This window comes from Vallitalea longa (genome assembly GCF_027923465.1).
Taxonomy (GTDB): domain Bacteria; phylum Bacillota; class Clostridia; order Lachnospirales; family Vallitaleaceae; genus Vallitalea; species Vallitalea longa.
Window position 1 is genome coordinate 175,724 of sequence record NZ_BRLB01000006.1, and the last position, 16,562, is coordinate 192,285.

At 30.0% G+C, this 16,562-nt stretch carries 7 protein-coding genes; all 7 read left to right on the plus strand.

The genetic code is table 11. From position 1 onward, the window contains the following. Nucleotides 1-60: 60 nt before the first annotated feature. Nucleotides 61-993 (plus strand): alanine-tRNA synthetase second additional domain-containing protein, encoded by a 933-nt coding sequence (locus QMG30_RS12270; RefSeq protein WP_281815747.1) that lies wholly within the window; start codon nt 61-63, stop codon nt 991-993. 340 nt (nt 994-1,333) lie between these two features. Beyond that, nucleotides 1,334-4,417, plus strand: coding sequence for a GNAT family N-acetyltransferase (locus QMG30_RS12275; protein ID WP_281815749.1), 3,084 nt, complete (start codon nt 1,334-1,336; stop codon nt 4,415-4,417). Between the two features lie 23 nt (nt 4,418-4,440). Then, nucleotides 4,441-5,295, plus strand: a complete 855-nt coding sequence (locus QMG30_RS12280; protein ID WP_281815753.1) for an amidohydrolase family protein — start codon at nt 4,441-4,443, stop codon at nt 5,293-5,295. Between the two features lie 187 nt (nt 5,296-5,482). Continuing rightward, nucleotides 5,483-6,004, plus strand: a complete 522-nt coding sequence (locus QMG30_RS12285) for a GNAT family N-acetyltransferase (protein WP_281815754.1) — start codon at nt 5,483-5,485, stop codon at nt 6,002-6,004. A gap of 224 nt (nt 6,005-6,228) precedes the next feature. Then, nucleotides 6,229-11,226, plus strand: coding sequence for an Ig-like domain-containing alpha-2-macroglobulin family protein (locus QMG30_RS12290; protein ID WP_281815756.1), 4,998 nt, complete (start codon nt 6,229-6,231; stop codon nt 11,224-11,226). A 185-nt stretch (nt 11,227-11,411) separates the two neighbouring features. Further along, nucleotides 11,412-12,200, plus strand: coding sequence for a methyl-accepting chemotaxis protein (locus QMG30_RS12295; protein WP_281815758.1), 789 nt, complete (start codon nt 11,412-11,414; stop codon nt 12,198-12,200). 106 nt (nt 12,201-12,306) lie between these two features. Continuing rightward, on the plus strand, nt 12,307-16,557 hold the full coding sequence (locus QMG30_RS12300; RefSeq protein WP_330680728.1) for a 2-hydroxyacyl-CoA dehydratase: 4,251 nt from the start codon (nt 12,307-12,309) through the stop codon (nt 16,555-16,557). Nucleotides 16,558-16,562 lie beyond the last annotated feature (5 nt).

Sequence of the window (16,562 nt, forward strand, 5' to 3'; positions counted from 1 at the left end):
AGGTTAACAAAAAAGAAAGTCGAAAGAAAATTTATGAAATAGTTGTATAGGAGTGATATAATGGCTATAACTTTATTACAAGAAGCATTAATGTATTCCGTTTATTTTGCACCAAGAGGTAGAAAAAGACTATTGAATCTTGGACATCAGATATCACAGAGATATTTAAGTCCGTTAGATAATCTTGTAGGTGTTATAGGGGATGCAGGAGCAGGAAAATCAGTATTCATCAAAGGAATGTTTCCAGGACTGGAACTCACTAATGATGATGATGGAGTTAATGTAAGACCGTTACCTTTACTAGATGGGGCAGACACAGGTTTTTTTAGCAGTCATACTTATCATATTGATGTTAGGTTCGAGTCGGCATTCACACAGATGTATATGTTAGCTGATGCTGTAAAAGAAGCAATCAACAATGGTAAAAGAGTTATTGTTGAACATTTTGAATTGATGTATCCTTATCTGAAAATGAATGCTGATATAATTATAGGTATTGGAGAAGAAGTTATTGTGACAAGACCTAGTATATTTGGTCCTTGCCCAAATGATATAGCCGAGATAGTACAGAAATCCATCAAATACAGAAGAATGGCTCATACTGCTGAAGATCTTACTGGATATGTATTAGAGAAACAATTCGGTTTTGAACATATAGAAGGACATAATGATGTAAAACATGGTTTCGTATTGGAATTTGACAGTGAGCCAAAAATTGATATACAAGATTTAGAAGATAGAACAAAAGAATTAATTAAGAAAGGTCTTGACGTCTGTTATGTTGATGATAATCATATATCGATAGATAACGATAAATTTGAATGTACAGGTCCAAGAATACATCTTAAGAATACTTCTGATATTGAACATTTCCATTTAGTCAAGGAATTAAAATATAATCCAATGACTAATAGCTATGCTCTAATAGGAATCATAGGTATTGAAGAAAAGATTAATATCAGCGAATTGAACAGTCTTAAACATCATATGTAATTTAATTAAAAAAATACTTGTAATGGAATTTATTTCATGATATTATATAAAAGTAGTAATTATCAAAAAAGGAGGTCGTAAAATGTTATTAATCAATAAAATCAACGGGCAATACAAACAAATTAATACAATTGAAAATTATGACCTGCACATAATAGGTAATTTCTATTTATAACATTTTGATGAGTTATATTATGCTGTAGGTAAAATCCTGCAGTTTTTATATATTAATATTGTGTAAAAATACTGTAGTTAATACTACAGTTTTTTTATTATATTATAGCTGTAGAATACTACAGCTTATTTTTTTCCATTTTTTTAATAAGAAGGGGGTACAACAATGGATGAAATTAAAATCGTAAAATATAATCATTCTTATGCAGAGAAAGTAGCTGATATGTGGAACAAAAGTGGCGCAAACTGGGGAGGAGAGCAAACAGTAACTACCGCGGAAGGCGTTATAAACGATAATGAGAAAATGGGTAATATATGTGCGTTTTTAGCTCTTGATGGAGATGAAGTTGTAGGTTATTGCAGTTTCTCACAATATCGACATGATGAAGGTGCATCTTACATACCATTACTTAATGTTAGAACAGATCATATAGGCAAGAAAATAGGTAAGACATTAGTAAAAGAATGTGTTAAGATGGCTATGGATGCAAAATGGCCAAGACTTGATCTATATACTTGGCAGGGGAATGATAAAGCAGTACCTGTATACAAGAAATGTGGGTTCTTCTGGGAAAATAGAGACGGAAGCACTCACCTAATGAATTTTTTACCATATGTAATGCGTACCGAAGCTGTCAAAGATTACTTCAATACAATGGATTGGTATGATGACAATGTTAGAGAAATCAAGATTGAAAGTGATGGAAGAATTGAAGGTGACTTCGAATATTATGAATACATGTGGCAAAAAGAGGATGTTACTCTCAAAATGGAATTCGAGAGAAACGGAAGAGGATTGACATGTATAGAAACAAATGATTATATAATTAGAGCAAGAGTCAACAAAAAAGAATTAGTCATTGGAAAAAATTACGAAGTCAAATATGAATTAGTTAACAAAACAGGCAAAGAACTTGATATTAGAATCAAAGGGACTACAGACAAAAACATAACTAATAATACTGAATATACAGGATCAATAAAAAATAAAGAAATAATTAGTGGCGGATTTTTTGTTGATACTATTGATGAAGAACAAGATAAATACAGAAGTCACCCTTGTGTTGCAGCAATTATCACTATCAATGGCAAAGATGCTTTGTTTAGAGTAGGAATATATCCTAATAATCCAATAAAAATGGCTATAGCCAATAAGGAAGAGCAAAAATATTTAAATAAATCAAATGTATGTTATATTAATATTGAGAATAACTTTGATGAAGATGTAAGTATTAGTTTTTCTTTAAAAGATAAAAAGTGGGTTTCATTTAATGATGACATAGTGAAGTGTTCTCTTCAAGCAAAAGAAAAACAATCAATATCTGTACCATGTAAACTATCAGATTATGGTTTCTATGACGAAGAAATAGAGGTAAAAATTTATACTCCTAGAGATGAGATTAAGCATATCGTTAATGTTAGAGGACCATTTAGGGGAGCAACAGGAAAATATCACGGTGAAGACGAAGAATATTATGGTATATACAATGGACACTATAGTATTAAATTGATGAAAAAGGATAATTCTATTGATTTTACTAAATTAGGTAGTAAAGATGATGATGGTATTTTTTTACAATCACCACAGATAGGAAAGCCCTATACTATTGAATTATCTAATAAAAAAGCTGATGGTGTTTTACTTGATTCTACAGAAGAGGCAGAAATTATTAAGGCAACTTATGAATTGGAAAAATTTAAAGATATAATGCTTGATTATTATATAGAACTATATGCTAACGGTGTTGTTAAAGTATATGCTGAAATAAAAAATCTTTCCGACAGTTACACTTATGATGAATTATATTATACTTCAACAATATACTATTTATTAAATGATGCATTAATGCCTATAAATAATAATATAGTAAGGACACCAAATTACGATGGAGTATTAACAAAACAATGGGATGCTAATAAACTAAGTGAAAACTGGATTTTTAATAATTCAAATAAATTTGGTATCGGTTGGTACGAAGGTACAGAAATTTCTTTTAATGAGATTTTTGTTGTCACTGATTCTAAAATAGAAAATTTATTACCAGGTAAAAGTTATATCATTGAACCGATTATATTAACAATAGATACATTTAATTCATGGTATGATTTTAGAAAATACATGGGTAATGACGACATTAATAATAATAATATTAAACAAAGTTTTGAATGTGTCATTAATGGTGGCAACCCATTTTTAGATGATGATATAGAAGTTACTTTTGAAGAAGCTAAAATGGTACCAGTTGACGGTTCTGTTACAATATCTTCTAAAAACAATTTATTTGATCCCGTAAGTAAACGATTAGACTTTGAGGGAAATAAAGCATCAGTTGATTGTTTGTGTAAGAATAAAGCAGAGATGGATATATTGAAAATGAAAGTTGATATGGGTAAGAAGAATGTTAATAGGGAAAGAGCAATATTCTTTAAAGATAATAAAGAAGTAGTACTAAAACAATATATAGAACAGGATAAAGAAGTATATGAAGCTGACAATGGAATAATCAAGATAAAATCATCACCAGAATTTGCTCAAGGTATATTTTCATTAAAACATAAAGATGAAGAATGGCTTGATAGTAGTTTCCCTGAAGCATGTGTAAAAAGCTGGTGGAATTTTTGGACCGGAGGTTATTTATATAAATATGACAAACTCAATTATGCTTCGTTATATAAGGAAAAGAACAAAGCAGAATTTGTCACTCTAGAAGATAACTTCAAAAATCATTGGTCAGGAATAAAAAGTTCAGTTGATATAAAAGAAAATGCAGAATACAAAGGAGTAAGTATAGATCAATATTTCTTATTACTTTCAGGGGTCCCTGTTTTATGCGATTTTGCCGTTATACATCAGAATAGTAAGAAGTATCTAGAAGACCATCCATTTAATCGTGTAGCATTTATTAAGCATACTGATGATATAAAGAACAATTTTGTGATAGTAGAAGATAGAAGAGAAGAAATTATCTATAAATGTGGTGAAACAGAATTTGATATATTTACTGACAAATATTTGAACCATGGTTCTATTATGTCAGACTACAGATTGATTCATATGCTTAATACTAATGGTTCGGCTATTGTATTTGGTAATACTAATGGTACTTCATTTGAAACAATTATAGAATATATAAGTAGTGATAATGCTACTTCAATATTATCAAGACCTGCTTTTATGATTTTTAGTAAAGATGATCTTAATGATGTAGTACTAGAAAACCTATATAAAATAAGTTTTGACATATTATAAAAGATATAAGGAGAATACTATTAATGAAAATCATAGATGCTCATGTACATTTTTCTGAAATTGATTCATTCATAAAAACAGCAAAAGATATATCTCTAGTTGATTATTCTTCTGATGGATATAACGATGAATTCACTAAAAATAATGTTGTAATGAGTATTGGTATGGGACTTGAAGAAACAGGGGAAGGTAATTTCCCTGATTCTTCATGTAATAATCCTATGCTGTTGGATCTAGAAACCAGAAAACCTGATAACATGAATATGTGTATAGGAATTAATCCGGATAAACTTATAGGTATTAATAAAGATGAGGAACTCAGTAATATTGAGAAATATATAATTAATAAGGAAGCTGTAGGATTAAAAATCTACGCAGGTTATTATCATTATCATGTATATGACCACATTTACACACCTATATATGAATTAGCCAAAAGATATGGAATGCCCATTGTAATTCATTCAGGAGATACTTATTCAGAAAGAGGTCTTTTGAAATTTTCACAGCCACTAGATGTAGATGAAATAGCAGTAAAGTACAGAGGAGTTAATTTTATAATAGCTCATTTAGGAGATCCCTGGGTAATGGATTGTGCTGAAGTAATCTATAAGAATAGTAATGTATATGCAGATATATCAGGACTTATAGTTGGAGATAAAAAAGAAGTGAAAAGAGTAAGAAACAGAAAACTATTTGTTGAACATATTAAAAGAGCTCTAGTTTATGCTAATGATTATAAGAAGATATTATATGGTTCTGATTGGCCTTTAGTAGATACAAAAGCATATATAGAATTCGTGAAAAAGATTATACCAAGGAAGTATCATGAAGATGTTTTTTACAATAACGCTAGAAAAGTATTTAATATTAAATAGTAAAATCATCATGAGATTTTATGCTAATTTTTATTATTTGGTAGCATTTGAAAATAAATTATAAAATGATAATCCGTAAATTCTTTTATAGTAAATATTACAATTTATAGTTTCTTTATTTCAAATATATAATGTAAATGATATAATGATAAAAATATAACAATAATAATAAGGGTGAAGACAGATTATGAACATAATTATAGAAGAAATAGATATAACACAATATGAACCATTTGAATATATAGCAAAGTGGAGTAATGATCCAGATATAAAGTATTTTATCGGAGCAAATTTTACTGAAGGAGAGATGCCTGATTGTGATCCGAAAAAACTATACAAGAGTGCTAATGAATCTGATAATAAGCACATTTATCTTATTAAAGATGGAGATAGACCTATTGGAGACTTATCAATTATGATTGATCCTCCACATATCAAAAGAAAAGAAAAAAATACTGGATGGATTAGTATCTGTATAGGAGAAAAAGAATATAGAGGGAAAGGTATTGCACAGACTGCAATGATATATCTTGAAAACGAATGTAGAAAACTAGGATTAAAACGTATAGAATTAGGAGTTTTTGAATATAACAAACGAGCTAGAGCTTTTTATGAAAAAATAGGTTATAAGGAATTTACTCGTATCAAGGAATTTGTATATTATCAAGGAAAATGGAGAGCGGATATAAGAATGGAAAAATATTTATAAATGATAAAAGTAACTTGGATATGAAGTCCAAGTTTTTTTAAGTTCTTTTATTATTGAAATAAAATAGTTATTATGAATAGTTATTTATGTGACATAGTATTTTTATTCTCAAATTATGGAACATTTCTTATGATACAAACGTCTAAAAGAATATAACTTCAGTATAAATGACATTTTTGCCATTTACTAAACGATATTTCTATAAATTTGAAAGGAGAAAGAATATGAAGAAAAAAATAGTAAGTTTAGTTTTGATGGCTGTACTTTTTATAACATTATTCAACAGCAGTTCATTCTATAAAGGAATTGATGTTAAAGCAGAGGAGTTTAGAGATGGTTATGCTCTAATACCCCAAAAAGTTGATAGTACAGGTATTGATACAAAAACAACATTTTTATTGAAAACTGACGAGAATAAAGATATTACAATAGACGATGTCAAAAAAGATTTTAGTATTGAGGGAGATATTGAATTTGGTGTAAACAAGACAGATGAAGGCTATATGATAACTCTTAAAAAAGAGCTTGAAAAAAATAGTTTATATACATTTAAATTTAAAGACATAACATGGACATTTCAAACTATGAATTCGTTCACATTATTAGGTTCATTACCACGAGATGAATCAGTTAATGTTCCAGTTAATACAGGAATTGAATTTTATTTCAGTCATGAAGGGGCTGATGTAAAAGATTATTTTGAGATTAGTCCAAAAGTAGAAGGAAAATTCGAAGCTCATGGAGATGTAGTTGTATTTGTCCCAAAAGGAGGACTTGACTATAAGACAATATACACTGTAACTCTTAAAAAAGGAGTGAAACTAAAAGATTCAGATCAAGATCTAAAAGATGATTATAAATTTAGTTTTGAAACTTCTCCAAAACAAAATGATGATTATGAGAGACCAGATGGTTATTTTAATTTTAGAAATATTATGAATGAGTTTGGAACATCGGAGACTCCTATGATACCAATGAATTATAATATCTATAATGATGAAAAGATGTCTAGTCCTATATCAGTATCTGTTTATGCGTATAAGTCGATTGATGATTTTTCAGATGCTGTAAGTAAATACGATAGAATTCCAAAATGGTGTTACTTTGCTTTTGAAGATGAAAAAATAGAAACAAAGGAATTAGAAAAAGTATTGTCCTTTGACCAAGTTGTTGATAAGAGCAATAGCGATGTCAATTTTGTTGAATTACCTGATAAATTACCTAGTGGATTTTATGTTGTAGATTGTAATTGGGAAGATATTAATTTCCAAACATTTATACAAGTAACAGATCTTAGCTTCTATTATATGAGTTCGGGTGAAAGACAGATAATAGGATATAAAGCTGAAAATGCAGGAAATATTTCTAGCAATAATTATGGAGACAGTAAAAACATATTATGGCTTAATGACCTAAAAACAGGAAAACAAATAAAAGATGCTGTTGTTACATTGCATGATACAGATGAAGTTTATAGGAGTAATGAAACAGGTATAGTTGAGATAGTTAAAAATAACAGTAATGAAAATAGTAATAACATATACAAAATAAAATCGGGTAATAAAAGTGCTGTATTAATGGATTTCACTAATTATGGTAGAGAAAATATGAGTAAGTACTATTGGAAGTATTTTCAAACCGATAGAAGTCTATACAAGCCTGATGATACAGTGGAATTTTGGGGATTTCTACAGAATAGATATGCTGAGGAGAAAATTGATGAAGTTACAGTAAGTCTATCACAGGGAGGTTGGTTCTATTGGGATTATCTACCTTTTGCCCAAGAAATGCCATATGAAGAAGTAGTGGTAGATACTGATAAGGGATTCTACAATGGAAAAATCAAACTTCCCAACTTAGATGAAGGTAGCTATCAATTATCAGTTAAACTTAATGGAGAGATAATATCAACTACTTATGTAGATGTAGAGAACTATATCAAACCTGCATATAAAATTGGTATATCAAAGGATAAAGAGGCTATATTTCTTGATGAAAAGGTTAATTTTGATATAAATACGTTATTCTTTGAAGGTACACCTGTTTCTAATCTAGATGTAAGATATAGTATTAATGGGTTAGGATATGAAAATGGAGATTTAACTTCAGACAAAAACGGTATCGCACGTATAACTTATACTCCTAAATATATTGAGGAATTTCAAGGTATTAGATATGCTAGACTGAATGCTAATGCTGAGCTGCCTGAATCGGGTTCTATATATGGGGACGATGATGTAAGGGTATTTATAAATGATATCAATGTTGATATTGAGAGTGTTATAGAAGAAGATATCGGTACTATGAAAGTTCAAGTCAATAAATACGATCTAACTAGATTAAATAACGAAACAGCTAAAGATGATTTGGATTATTTAGGTGAACCTAAACAAGGGCAAAAAATAAAAGGAACTGTGTACAAGAATGAATGGAAGAGGAAAGAGATAGGGGAATATTATGACTTCATAAATAAAGTCGTAAGAAAACAATATGAATATTATACAGAAAAAACTACTGTCAAGAAAGTTTCACTAGTAACTGATAAAGATGGTAAAGCAGAAATCAAATTGGACCTTCCAGAATTAGAAGATTGTTATTATACTGCTGAACTTAATTCAGTTGATTCCAATGGAAGAAAAATGGAATTCAAATCATATTTTGGAAGACATATAATATCTAATCCTGATAAAGAACCTCATAAATATGATAGATATATGTTGATATCAGATAAAGATAAGTATGATGTTGATGAAGAAATGGATATTAAATTTGTAAATAATGAAGATTTATTAGAAAAAGGGAATTACTTATATGTAACAGCACAAAATGGAATAAAAGAATATGAATTATCCAATTCACCAGAGTATAAGAAAACATTTGATAAGAAGTATGTTCCTAATGTAGATATAATGGGAGTATATTTTAATGGAAAAACTTATATTGAAGCCGAAGATTTTTCTCCAAGATTAAATTATAATATGAATAAAATTAATTTTACCGCTAAAACGGATAAAGAAAATTATAAGCCAGGAGATATATGTAAGGTTTCATTAAAAGCAGAAATGGCTAATGTGGAGAAAAATAAAAATGTACCAGTCAAAGATGTATATGTTAATGTTAGTCTGGTTGATGAGGCATTATTAAAATTAAGTGATAATAATGTTGATACATTAGAAGAATTGTATCAGTGGGTTAATGGAGGCATTGGAAGCACTTATGGTTCACATAACAATACCAGCGCTAATATGGATTTGTATGGAATCAGATTCGGATATGATTTTATGAACAAGAGTTGTGATACAGCGAAATGTGATGTGCAAGAAATGGCTCAGACGGATGATCTTAAATTTGATGAGGCAATTGTAAGATCAACATTTAAGGATACTGCATTATTCAAAACAATGAAACTAGATGAAAATGGAGAGGGAACATTCACATTTAGGCTTCCTGATAATGTTACGTCTTGGCGTATGACTTTTGAAGGTATTTCTGAGACATTGATGGCAGGTTCTGATAAACAAGAATTAATAGTTTCGTTACCATTCTTTATGAATACAAGTCTGAATAAGACTTATTTGACAGGAGATAAACCATATATAGGGGTTAGTGTATATGGAAAAGAACTAAAAGAAGGAGAAAATATTAAATATCAAGTAACAGCAGAAGGAACGGATTATACAGCAACAGCTACAGGAAAAGCATTTGAGAGAGTTAATATTCCATTATGGGATATGAAAGATGAAGGGACTTATAATATTATTGTAAAAGCTATATCAGAATCAGGTTTTACAGATGGTTTGAAACAGACTATAAACGTGGTTAACACTTACCATGAAATGCAGGCTGCAGATTACTATGATTTAGTAAAAGGACTTAAGATAAAAACTACCGATAAAGGAATAACTAATTTAACATTTGTTGATGAGGGAAGAGGAAAATTCATCCCTGACCTATATTCACTCACATACAGTGGTGGAAAAAGGATAGACCAAAAATATATATCTTACGTAGCTAGTAAAGTATTAACTGATAAATTTGAAATGGAAGATATATTGAAAGAAGAAGTTAAGTTGTCCGATTACCAGATAATGGATGGAGGGTATGCTATATTACCATATGCTGACAGTGATCTTGAGACAACAGTAAAATTACTTCCAATTATTAAAGACCACATAAATGTTGAAAAGGTGAAAATGTATTTATACAATGAATTAAAAAATATTGACTGTAGATCAAAAGCTGCCGCTATGTATGGTTTAGCTGTTTTAGATGAACCTGTGTTACTCAATATAGAGAAGTTGGAAAGAGTTAGTAATCTTAGTTTGAGAGATAATCTATATCTAGCACTAGCATATAGTGAATTAGGAGATAATTATAAGGCAGAAAGTATATACAAAGAAAAAATAGCTAAATATGAAGAAAACTTCAAAGAAGTCAAGAGAATCAAATACGGTAGATCTGAAGATAGTTATCTGGAATATACAGCATTGATGATGATGTTAGCGTCAAACATTAATATGCAGGATAAAGAACTCTATTATGAATATGTTTCTGATACTTATTCTAAGGAAATATTGGTTAATAGTGAAATATTAAATTATATCATTAATGAAATAGAGAAAGTCAATAGTACAGAACCACATATAACATATTCATATCAAGGTAAAACTTATGAAGAAGTTATTGAAAAAGGAAGAACTTTCACAGTAGATATTCCTTCAAGCAAACTTGGAGAATTCAAAATAGATAGTGTAAAAGGAGATGCTGCATTAATAGCTGTATATGATAAAGAATTGGTTGAAGCTCAAAAACAAGATGAAGATATAAAAATCAAAAAAGAATTCTTTAATTATTCTACAGGTAAAAAAACTAACACATTCGATCAATCAGATATTGTAAAAGTAGTTTTGGATGTAGATATCGATAAAGATGCTATTGATAGATATTATTCTGTAACTGATTTTGCTCCTTCAGGTTTAGTACCGATTGATAGTTCGAATAACTATGGTCTTAATGATGAACGTTATTATTATAGAGATGTAGAAGGACAAAAAGTTACAATGTACATTAGTAAAAATAGTGAATATGATAATGATTTGTACTACTATGCAAGAGTAATAACTCCTGGTACTTATAAAGCAGATGGAACGATAGTATCAGGAAATAAAGTTAAAGACAGTATTAGAATTTCTGATGCTAGTGAAATAATTATAAAGAAATAGATGTGCGTGTATTAGAACTATCCTACGATATTAATATTTATTTTGTTAGGGACTATCTTATGATAAAGATTATTTATAAGGTAGTCCCTTTCTGTAATGTATTGACGAATTATGTTTATTGTTGTATTGTATAATTGCAATTAATACAAAGTTGAGTTATTAATTTATAGAAGGGAAGGGAGTAAATGAAAGTAGCAATTATTGGTGCAGGAATCGGAGGGACTAAATTACTTAACTTATTCAAGGATATGGATAATGTAGTAATTGGATTGGTAGTCGACAAAAATTATAATGCACCAGGTATAATATTGGCACAAGAACACAATATAAAATATAGTAATAGCATGAATGATATTGATGACAGTATTGACGTTATTATAGAGGCAACAGGAATCAAAGAAATGGCAGATACTATTAAAGATAAATTTAGTGAAAAGCAGATTGTTGACTCTAAGATGGCACAGCTTATGATGAATATAGTAGACAAACAAATATTAATCAGCGATCAACTTAATAACCAGTTAAATGTAATTAATAAAACTACAAAAGTATTAAAAAAAGAGATGGACAAGGTTTCTACTACGACTAAATTCCTTAATGACGTTAGTCATAATCTTATACATTCTTCAAACGAATCAAAACAATACATAAATGAATCAGATGAAATAATTGACTCGGTTAATCACATAACTCAACAAATCAAAATATTAGGGCTTAATGCTAATATAGAAGCTGCAAGAGCAGGTGAACATGGAAGAGGTTTCTCTGTTGTTGCCAATGAAGTGCAGAAGTTATCTGATAATACTAAAATGTTTGCAGACGAAATTTCGGGTTTATTGAAATCATTATCAAAGGAAAACGAAAATATAAATACTCAGATTGAGAAATTGAGCAACCTGACTGAAGAGCAGGATGACATGGCGACTAACGTAAATGAGGTAATTGAGGAATTAGTAACAAAAGTTGCCAGATAGAAAAAATAACCTCTCCTATTATAAGTTCTTTCAAAAAAGGGAATTATCTATATAGTGGATTAACCAATTGATGGTGAAACAAATGTAGAAATAGGAGAGATTTATTTTGGACAAATTACACGTTGGATTTGATGTAGGTTCAACAACAATAAAAATTGTTGTAGTAGATAAAAACTATAAAATAGTCTTTAGTAAATACAGAAGACACTATTCAGATATAAAAGAAAGTGTTAAAGAGTTAGTGCAAGAAATCTATGAAAAATATAGTGATAGTATCATAACAATCAATGTCAGCGGTTCAGCTGGTCTTGCAATATCAGATATACTTCATGTACCTTTTGTGCAAGAAGTTATTTCTTGCAGTACAGCAGTAGAACAACTAGCTCCAAAGACTGATGTAGCAATAGAACTTGGTGGTGAAGATGCTAAAATAATATACTTTACTAATGGAGTTGAACAGAGAATGAATGGAACTTGTGCAGGAGGTACAGGTGCATTTATCGATCAAATGGCTTCGTTATTGAAAACAGATCCACAAGGACTAAATGAACTTGCAAAAGATTATGAAAACATATATCCTATTGCAGCAAGATGTGGTGTGTTCGCTAAAAGCGATATCCAACCATTGCTCAATGAAGGAGCTAGAAAAGAAGACCTTGCTGTATCGATATTTCAAAGTATAGTAACTCAAACGATAAGTAATTTAGCATGTGGAAGACCTATTAAAGGTAATGTAGCTTTTTTAGGAGGTCCACTTTATTTTTTGTCAGAACTTAGAAAAAGATTTATCGAAACTCTTAACCTAAATGAAGAACAGATAATATTTCCAGATAATTCACATTATTTTATCGCAATAGGTGCTGCGATAGGTTCGATAGATAATGATTCTATGACAATGGAAGAATTATACCATAGATTAGGTGAACTAGATAAAACTAGTGAATATCAGGTAAAAAGAATGAGACCTTTATTTCATGATGAAAATGAATATGAAGAATTCAAAAAAAGACATCAAAATGAAAGTATACCCACAAAAGATATTTCTGAATATTTTGGAAAGTGTTATCTAGGGATTGATGCTGGTTCAACAACTACTAAAGTGATTCTTATGGGTGAGAATGAAGAAATATTATATAGTTATTATAGCAGTAATGAAGGATTACCATTGCAAAAAGTTATAGAAGTATTAAAAGACATTTATTCTAAATTACCTAATGAAGCTATAATAGTTAAATCAGCTGTAACAGGTTATGGGGAAGGATTAATAAAAAGTGCACTTAAAATAGATATCGGAGAAATAGAAACCGTTGCACATTATAAAGCAGCAGAGAAGTTTTTGAAGGGAGTCGAATTCATACTAGATATCGGTGGTCAAGATATGAAGTGCATGAAGGTGAAAAATGGTGTAATAGAGAGTATTATGCTTAATGAAGCATGTAGTTCGGGTTGTGGTTCTTTCATAGAGACATTTGCAAAATCTCTTAAGCTATCTGTAGAAGATTTCAGTAGCAAGGCACTTTTTGCTAAAGAACCTGTTGACCTTGGTTCTAGGTGTACGGTATTCATGAATTCAAGAGTGAAACAAGCCCAAAAAGAAGGAGCGACTATAGGGGATATTTCCGCAGGTCTATCATATTCGTTAATCAATAATGCTCTTCAGAAAGTTATTAAAATTAAGAATCCAGAAGATATGGGAGAAAAAATAATAGTTCAGGGTGGAACTTTCTATAATGATGCAGTATTGAGAAGTTTTGAATTGATATCACAGAGACAGGTTGTAAGACCAGAGATAGCAGGTATGATGGGAGCATATGGATGTGCTTTGATAGCAAAAGAACGATACAATGAAAATGAAGTATCTAGTATTCTTACTGAGGATAGACTTAATAGTTTTAGAAGAGAAATACATCACAAGAGGTGTGGACTTTGTGTAAACAACTGTCTATTAACAATAAATAAATTTCAAGATGGTAGCAGTTTCGTTAGTGGCAATCGTTGTGAAAGAGGTAGTGGTAAATCACATGTCAAAAATAATCTTCCTAATCTGTATCAGTATAAACTGAAGAGATTGTTTAGTTATAAACCCTTAAGTAAGGATAAAGCAAGAGCAGTAATTGGAATACCTAGAGTTATGAACATATATCAGAATTATCCTCTTTGGTTCACATTCTTGACTGAACTTGGATTTAGAGTAATTCTATCTCCAACAAGCAATAAGAAGATATATGAAAAAGGAATGGAAACAATACCATCTGAATCGGCATGTTATCCAGCTAAAATAGTTCATGGTCATATAATGAGTCTTATTGAAAAACAAGTAGATATGATATTCTATCCATGTATATTTTATGAAAAAAAAGAATTCGCTTCCAGTGATAATAACTTGAATTGTGCTATAGTAATATCTTATCCGGAAGTAATAAAAAACAATATGCGAATCATTAAAGAAAAGGATGTTGATTATCTGGATCCTTTTTTAACTTTGGATAATAAAAATGCATTAGGTAAGGTTCTATACGAGACTTTCAGTAAATATGGAATCAATAAGAATCAAGTGGATAGAGCATTGGAGATTGCTTGGAATGAAAATGAAACATTTAAAGAAGATATTAGAAAAAAAGGTGAAGAAACTCTAGAGTACTTACAAGAAAACGGGAAAAAAGGGATTGTGCTATGTGGAAGACCATACCATATAGATCAAGAAATCAATCATGGTATTCCTGAGCTGATTAACAATTTAGGTATGGCAGTTCTTACAGAAGATTCTATAGCCCATTTGGGTAAGATCAATAATCCATTAAGAGTAGTGGACCAATGGACATATCATTCTAGAACTTATAGAGCTGCGAGTTTTGTTGCAACAACGGATTACTTAGAACTAGTTCAACTTAATTCATTTGGATGTGGTCTAGATGCCATAGCAACAGATATGGTAGCAGAAATATTAGGAAACAACAATAAACTATATACATTAATAAAAATCGATGAAGTAAATAACTTAGGTGCTGCAAGAATAAGACTTAGGTCATTAAAAGCAGCTATGGATGAAAGAGAAAAAAATCAAATCAAACCAATGCATGTAAAAGAATTTTATGAAAGAAAAATATTTACATCAAAGATGAGAAAGACTCATACTATCTTAGCGCCTCAGCTTTCACCAATACACTTTGAATTATTGGAGAGAGCCATCAACAGTTGCGGCTATAATTTCAAAATACTCCCACATGTCAATGAAAAAGTTTTGAAAGAAGGATTGAAATATGTTAACAATGATACATGTTATCCATCTATAATAATTGTAGGACAGATATTATGTGCATTAAAATATGGAGATTATGATAAAGATAATATTTCTGTAATCATATCTCAAACGGGTGGAGTATGTAGAGCTACCAACTATATATCTATCATCAAGAAAGCATTACAAGATGCTGGATTTGGTAACATACCTGTTTTATCAATAAATGCAGTGGGACTAGAAAAAAATCCTGGATTTAAATTAAGTCTTAATATGATTAACAGAATGCTGATGGCCATATTATATGGAGATCTTTTCATGCAATTGATATATAGAACAAGACCTTACGAAAAAATAATAGGTTCAACAACTAAACTTCATAACAAATGGAAAAAGGTTTGTATTGAGAATATTATCAATGATAATAAGATTAAACCTAATATAATAAAAGGAATAGTTAACGATTTTGATAAAATTCCTCTATATAACATAAAAAAACCAAGAATCGGATTGACAGGAGAGATTTTCGTTAAATTCAACCCGTTTTCTAATAACCATATTGTTAATATGATAGAAAATGAAGGTGGAGAGGCAGTTGTACCGGACTTAATAGATTTCTTCTTATATAGTGTATATAATTCAAAATTCAAAAGCAGGTATTTGGGTAAAAGTAAAGTTACTGCCATAGGAAGTGGAATAGCTATTAAATATGTAGAAGCTTTCAGAAAATATCAAAGGGAAGCTCTAGAAAATAGCAATAGATTCTTTAATTCCAGGACTATAGGGCAATTAGCTAAGGGAGCGGAAAACATCCTTTCATTAGGTAATCATGCTGGAGAGGGTTGGTTTCTTACAGCTGAGATGGTTGAGCTTCTTGAAAACGGGGTAAATAATATTATATGTATGCAGCCATTTGCATGTCTGCCTAATCATGTAACAGGAAAGGGAATGTTAAGAGCAGTAAAAGAAAAATATCCACAAGCTAATTTATTAACAGTTGATTATGATCCAGGAGCTAGTGAAGTTAATCAATTGAATAGAATAAAGCTAATGTTGGCTGTGGCATTCAAAGAGTTAAAGAAGGATAGTGAGAATCTAGCTAAAATTAAAAAGATATAAATTTG

Excerpts from the sequence above, each read along its gene's own strand:
- QMG30_RS12270 (WP_281815747.1), top strand. The coding sequence starts at position 61 with ATGGCTATAACTTTATTACAAGAAGCATTAATGTATTCCGTTTATTTT.
- QMG30_RS12275 (WP_281815749.1), top strand. The coding sequence starts at position 1,334 with ATGGATGAAATTAAAATCGTAAAATATAATCATTCTTATGCAGAGAAA.
- QMG30_RS12280 (WP_281815753.1), top strand. The coding sequence starts at position 4,441 with ATGAAAATCATAGATGCTCATGTACATTTTTCTGAAATTGATTCATTC.
- QMG30_RS12285 (WP_281815754.1), top strand. The coding sequence starts at position 5,483 with ATGAACATAATTATAGAAGAAATAGATATAACACAATATGAACCATTT.
- QMG30_RS12290 (WP_281815756.1), top strand. The coding sequence starts at position 6,229 with ATGAAGAAAAAAATAGTAAGTTTAGTTTTGATGGCTGTACTTTTTATA.
- QMG30_RS12295 (WP_281815758.1), top strand. The coding sequence starts at position 11,412 with ATGAAAGTAGCAATTATTGGTGCAGGAATCGGAGGGACTAAATTACTT.